Source organism: Pseudomonas sp. KK4, from assembly GCF_001984065.1.
Lineage (GTDB): Bacteria > Pseudomonadota > Gammaproteobacteria > Pseudomonadales > Pseudomonadaceae > Aquipseudomonas.
In genome coordinates this window covers 1-4,339 of the sequence record NZ_LYVP01000209.1, presented here as the reverse complement: position 1 = coordinate 4,339, position 4,339 = coordinate 1, and the positions used below count along the sequence as shown (strand labels likewise).

Sequence of the window (4,339 nt, the reverse complement as noted above, 5' to 3'; positions counted from 1 at the left end):
GTGCCTTGCCAGCGATGAGGGCCTGACAGCCACCTTGAATTTTGCACATGCCCCCGCTCCCACAGGTATCGCGGTGTGCACATATTTCACGAACACCCCCACCCCCTGTAGGAGCGAGCTCGCTCGCGATGGTCCTCAACGATGACGCGGGAAGCCGGACACCCCGCGGTGTCCCGGCGTTCATCGGCGAGTGCCTGAGATCAGGATTGCCCGCATGAAATAATTCCTGTATTTTTTCATGAAATTAAAACTATAAAATTTCATGGAGCCGGTAATGTTTCAGCAGTCCACCCAGCACGTCGCCAGCTATTACGCCCATTCCTGCGCCGATCACCTGCGAAACCGCACACCACTCAAAGGCAATCAGGACACCGAAGTGCTGATCATCGGTGCGGGCTTCAGCGGCTTGCACACGGGGTTGCGCCTGGCGTTGGCCGGCAAGCGCGTGACGGTGCTGGAGGCCAGTCGGGTGGCGTGGGCGGCTTCGGGGCGTAATGGGGGGCAGGCGATTCTGGGGTGGTCGTGCGATATGCCGCCACTGGAAGCGGCGTTGGGCTACGAGCGGGCGCGGCGGTTGTGGGACGGCATGCGCTGGGCGGCGCGGGAGTTGCGTGAATTGCCTGGGCGTCATGGGTTCGATTGCGATTATCGACCGGGCCATCTGTGGACCTCTGTGATGCCGCGCCGCGTCAGTCTGCTGACCGAGTGGCAACATGAGGCCAGTCATAAATGGGGCCATGACGGCTTGCAGTTCATCGAACGCGACCGGTTGCCCGAGTGGGTAGCCAGCGAGCGTTATCAGGCCGGGCTGTTCGATCCCGAGGGCGGGCATTTGAATCCGCTCAAACTGGCCTTGGGGCTGGCGGCAGCCATCGAGCGGGCTGGCGGGGTGATTCATGAACAGAGCAAGGCGCTCAATTATCGCGAGGAGGGCGGACGCTATGTGGTTGCCACCGAGCGCGGTGAAGTGCGTGCCGATGTGCTGGTGCTGGCGTGCAACGCGTATCTGGATCGCCTCGATCCGCAACTGGCCAGTTGCGTGTTGCCCGTGGGCACCTATCAGGTAGCGACGGCGCCGTTATCGGAGGCCCAGGCGACTGCGCTCCTGCCGAGCAACGTGTGCGTCACCGACAACCAATTCGTGCTCGATTATTTCCGCCGTACGCCGGACAACCGCTTGCTGTTCGGTGGCGGCTGCACCTACCTGGGCGGCATGCCCAAGGACATTGCCGGCGCCACCCGGCCGTGCCTGGAACGGGTATTCCCGCAACTCAAGGGCGTTGAACTGGCGTTCGCCTGGGGTGGGCACATCGACCTGACCCTCAAGCGCACCCCGGACATCGGTCGCCGTGGTGACCTTTACTGGTTGCAGGGGTATTCAGGCCACGGCGTGCTGCCGACCCTGGCCGCGGCGCGGGCGGTGTCCGACGCGATACTCGGTCGGCCGGACGAACTGGCGTTGTACCAAGGGTTGAATAACGGCAGCTTTCCGGGCGGCAAATACATGGCGGCGCCCCTGGAAGCCATCGGCAAAGCCTGGTACCGGCTGCGCGACAGCATTTGAAACGGAAGCCTTTAGATGGACATGCAAGAAGAGATTTCGGCGCTGGCGATCCTGATCCAGGACCTGCGCAAACACAAAAAATACACGCTCAAAGAGTTGGCGGACAAAATCGGCCGCTCGGTGGGTTTTCTGTCCCAGGTCGAGCGTGGTCTGTCCCGGCCAACGGTGGCTGACTTGACCGCGATCAGCGAAACCCTGGGCGTGCCCACCACCTATTTCTACAGCCTGCCCAAACCCATGGCCTTGCCCTGGGTGACCCGGCCCGACGAGCGTCGCACGCTGTATTACGCCGACGGCATCACCGACATCCTGGTTTCGCCAAAAATGCGCGCGTCCTTTTCCATGCTCGAGAGCCAACTGGAACCCGGTGCCAGCAGCGGTGACCGGCACATGAAGGACAGCTCGGAGCAGGGTGGCTACGTCCTCGAAGGCGAGCTGACCCTGTGGCTCGATGACGACGACCCCGTGACCTTGCGTGCCGGCGACAGCTTCCAGCTCGCCAGCCACGCCCATTGCCGTTACGGCAACCTCGGCGATCAACTGACCCGCGTGCTTTGGGTTTACACCTGATACCAACAAGGAACAAAACGATGGACGCTGTGTGCTCTGAACTGCTGGCTGAAGTACGTGAGTTTCGCCAACGCTACCCGCAGGTGCGCTTTGTCGACCTGATCGCCCTGGACATTCCCGGGCATTTCTACGGCAAGCGCTACCCGATCGACATGCTGGAAAAAGTCGCTGCCGGCAGTGCCCTCAAGCTGCCGCAGAACTGCGTATTGCTCGGTACCCAGGGCGGCCTGTTCAAGATTGGCGATTACTGCTTCAACGATGGCGACCCCGATGCCTTGCGGCGTCTGGTGCCCGGCACCTTGAAGTTGGTGACCTGGGAGCAACAACCCCTGGGGCAGATGCTGATCACGTCCGACGGTACGCAAAACCCCATCGAATTCGAGCCGCGGGAAGTGTTGGCGCAGGTGCTGGCACGGCTCAAGCGCAAGGGTATTTTTCCGGTGGTGGCGTTCGAACTGGAGTTCTATCTGTTCGACAGCCACCTGCGTGATGGCCTGCCGCAGTTTGCCCGCGACCCGCTGACCGGCGATGCCGACGATCAGCCGAACATGCACATCGAACGCCTGACCCGATTTGCCCCGGTGCTCGATGAGATGGTCGAGACCGCCCGGGCGCAAGGCATTGACGCCACGGTGATCACCGCCGAATTGGGGCCAGGCCAGTTCGAAATCAATTTCGGCCATCTGGATGACGGTTTGCGCGCGGCCGACTGGGCGGCGCTGTTCTGCCGCAGCACCCGTGGCGTGGCGCTCAAGCACAATTACCGCGCCAGCTTCATGGCCAAGCCGTACCTGCAACACCCCGGCAGCGGCATGCACGTGCATGTGAGCCTGTACGACGAAGCGGGCAATAACCTGCTGGCGGCGAACGGCCAGCAAGCGTTGCGCCATGCCGTGGCCGGTTGCCTGGAGGTGTTGCCCCGCTGCATGCCGATTTTCGCGCCGAACCACAACGCCACGCGCCGCTTGAGCGCCACGGTCAACGTCGCCTCCCGCGCCAGCTGGGGTTTCGAAGACCGTGATGCGTGCCTGCGGGTGCCGGAATCGGACAGCAAAAACCTGCGCATCGAACATCGCCTGGCCGGCGCCGACGCCAACCCTTATCTGGTGCTCGCGGCGATTCTGATCGGATTGGAGCAAGGCCTGGAAAACGGCCGCGAACCCATCGCGCCGCTCAACGAAGATCGCAGCAGCGGCATCGATTTCCCGCTGGAAATGCTCGAGGCAGTGCGATCGATGCAAAGCTATGCGCCGGTGCGCGAGGGCCTGGGGGAAGAGTTCGTCGACGTGTATTGCGAGAACAAGCGCCAGGACCATTTGGCGTTCATGAACGACATCAGTGCCCGGGAGTACCGCTGGTTCCTGTAGGAGCGAGCTCGCTCGCGATGGACGTCAACGATAACGCGGGCTATCAGAATTGATCGGATAGCCCGGTCACCCACAGCTCAAGTCGTTTCGAGCTTAACCCTAAAAAACATATTGATATTTAAAGACTTAGCGGATTTAGTAACTGAGTAGTTAATTAAAATATCTTGTTACAGGGCGAAATATTCCGTAATATCCGCCCCGCGTTCACCACCACGGTTTATGCATTTTTAAATCCCGGGCGTCCATCAGCTGCCCGGGATTTTTTTTGCCTCTCGGCTTCCTATATTCCATGTGGTTATCATTGGATAATTATATATTCCTTTTGTTGTGGTCAAAGGCAGTGCACCTTGGAGGCCTGCCCATCCACGCGGATGCGCCCACCATCAGACAGGAAGCCTCATCATGACCATCAAAGCGATCAACGTCCGTAACCAGTTCAAGGGTGTCATCAAGGAAATACTGGTAGGCGAAGTAGTGTCCGAAATCGACGTGCAAACCGCGTCCGGCATCGTCACCTCAGTCATCACCACGCGCTCGGTGCGTGACCTTGAGTTGAAGGTTGGCAGTGAAGTGATTGCGTTTGTGAAGTCCACTGAAGTGTCGATTGCCAAGCTCTGAGCCCATGGCGAAGTCCACTAATCACCCGGCTGATAAAGGCTGGTTTTTTTGTGCCTGCAATTTAAGGAAGCGACAAACCTGTGGCGAGGGAGCTTGCTCCCGCTGGGCTGCGTAGCAGACCCAAAAACCTGGCACGCGGTGTATCAGGAGGTGCCAGCCAGCAGGTTTTACGACTGCTGCGCAGCCGAACGGGAGCAAGCTCCCTCGCCACGACGGGGTG

General features: G+C 60.3%; 4 protein-coding genes. All 4 read left to right on the top strand.

Features of this window, described 5'->3' with window-relative positions:
* Positions 1 to 274 precede the first annotated feature (274 nt).
* Entirely contained in the window at positions 275 to 1,564 is a 1,290-nt protein-coding gene (locus B0W55_RS28790; RefSeq protein ID WP_077049293.1) for an FAD-binding oxidoreductase, read from the top strand.
* Positions 1,565 to 1,579: 15 nt separating this feature from the next.
* Positions 1,580 to 2,134 (top strand): helix-turn-helix domain-containing protein, encoded by a 555-nt coding sequence (locus B0W55_RS28785; RefSeq protein WP_077049292.1) that lies wholly within the window; start codon positions 1,580 to 1,582, stop codon positions 2,132 to 2,134.
* 20 nt (positions 2,135 to 2,154) lie between these two features.
* Positions 2,155 to 3,501, top strand: coding sequence for a glutamine synthetase family protein (locus B0W55_RS28780; protein WP_077049291.1), 1,347 nt, complete (start codon positions 2,155 to 2,157; stop codon positions 3,499 to 3,501).
* A 402-nt stretch (positions 3,502 to 3,903) separates the two neighbouring features.
* Positions 3,904 to 4,119, top strand: coding sequence for a molybdopterin-binding protein (locus tag B0W55_RS28775; RefSeq protein WP_056856660.1), 216 nt, complete (start codon positions 3,904 to 3,906; stop codon positions 4,117 to 4,119).
* Positions 4,120 to 4,339 lie beyond the last annotated feature (220 nt).

Coding starts and splice junctions, on each gene's coding strand:
- B0W55_RS28790 (WP_077049293.1), top strand. CDS start 275: ATGTTTCAGCAGTCCACCCAGCACGTCGCCAGCTATTACGCCCATTCC.
- B0W55_RS28785 (WP_077049292.1), top strand. CDS start 1,580: ATGGACATGCAAGAAGAGATTTCGGCGCTGGCGATCCTGATCCAGGAC.
- B0W55_RS28780 (WP_077049291.1), top strand. CDS start 2,155: ATGGACGCTGTGTGCTCTGAACTGCTGGCTGAAGTACGTGAGTTTCGC.
- B0W55_RS28775 (WP_056856660.1), top strand. CDS start 3,904: ATGACCATCAAAGCGATCAACGTCCGTAACCAGTTCAAGGGTGTCATC.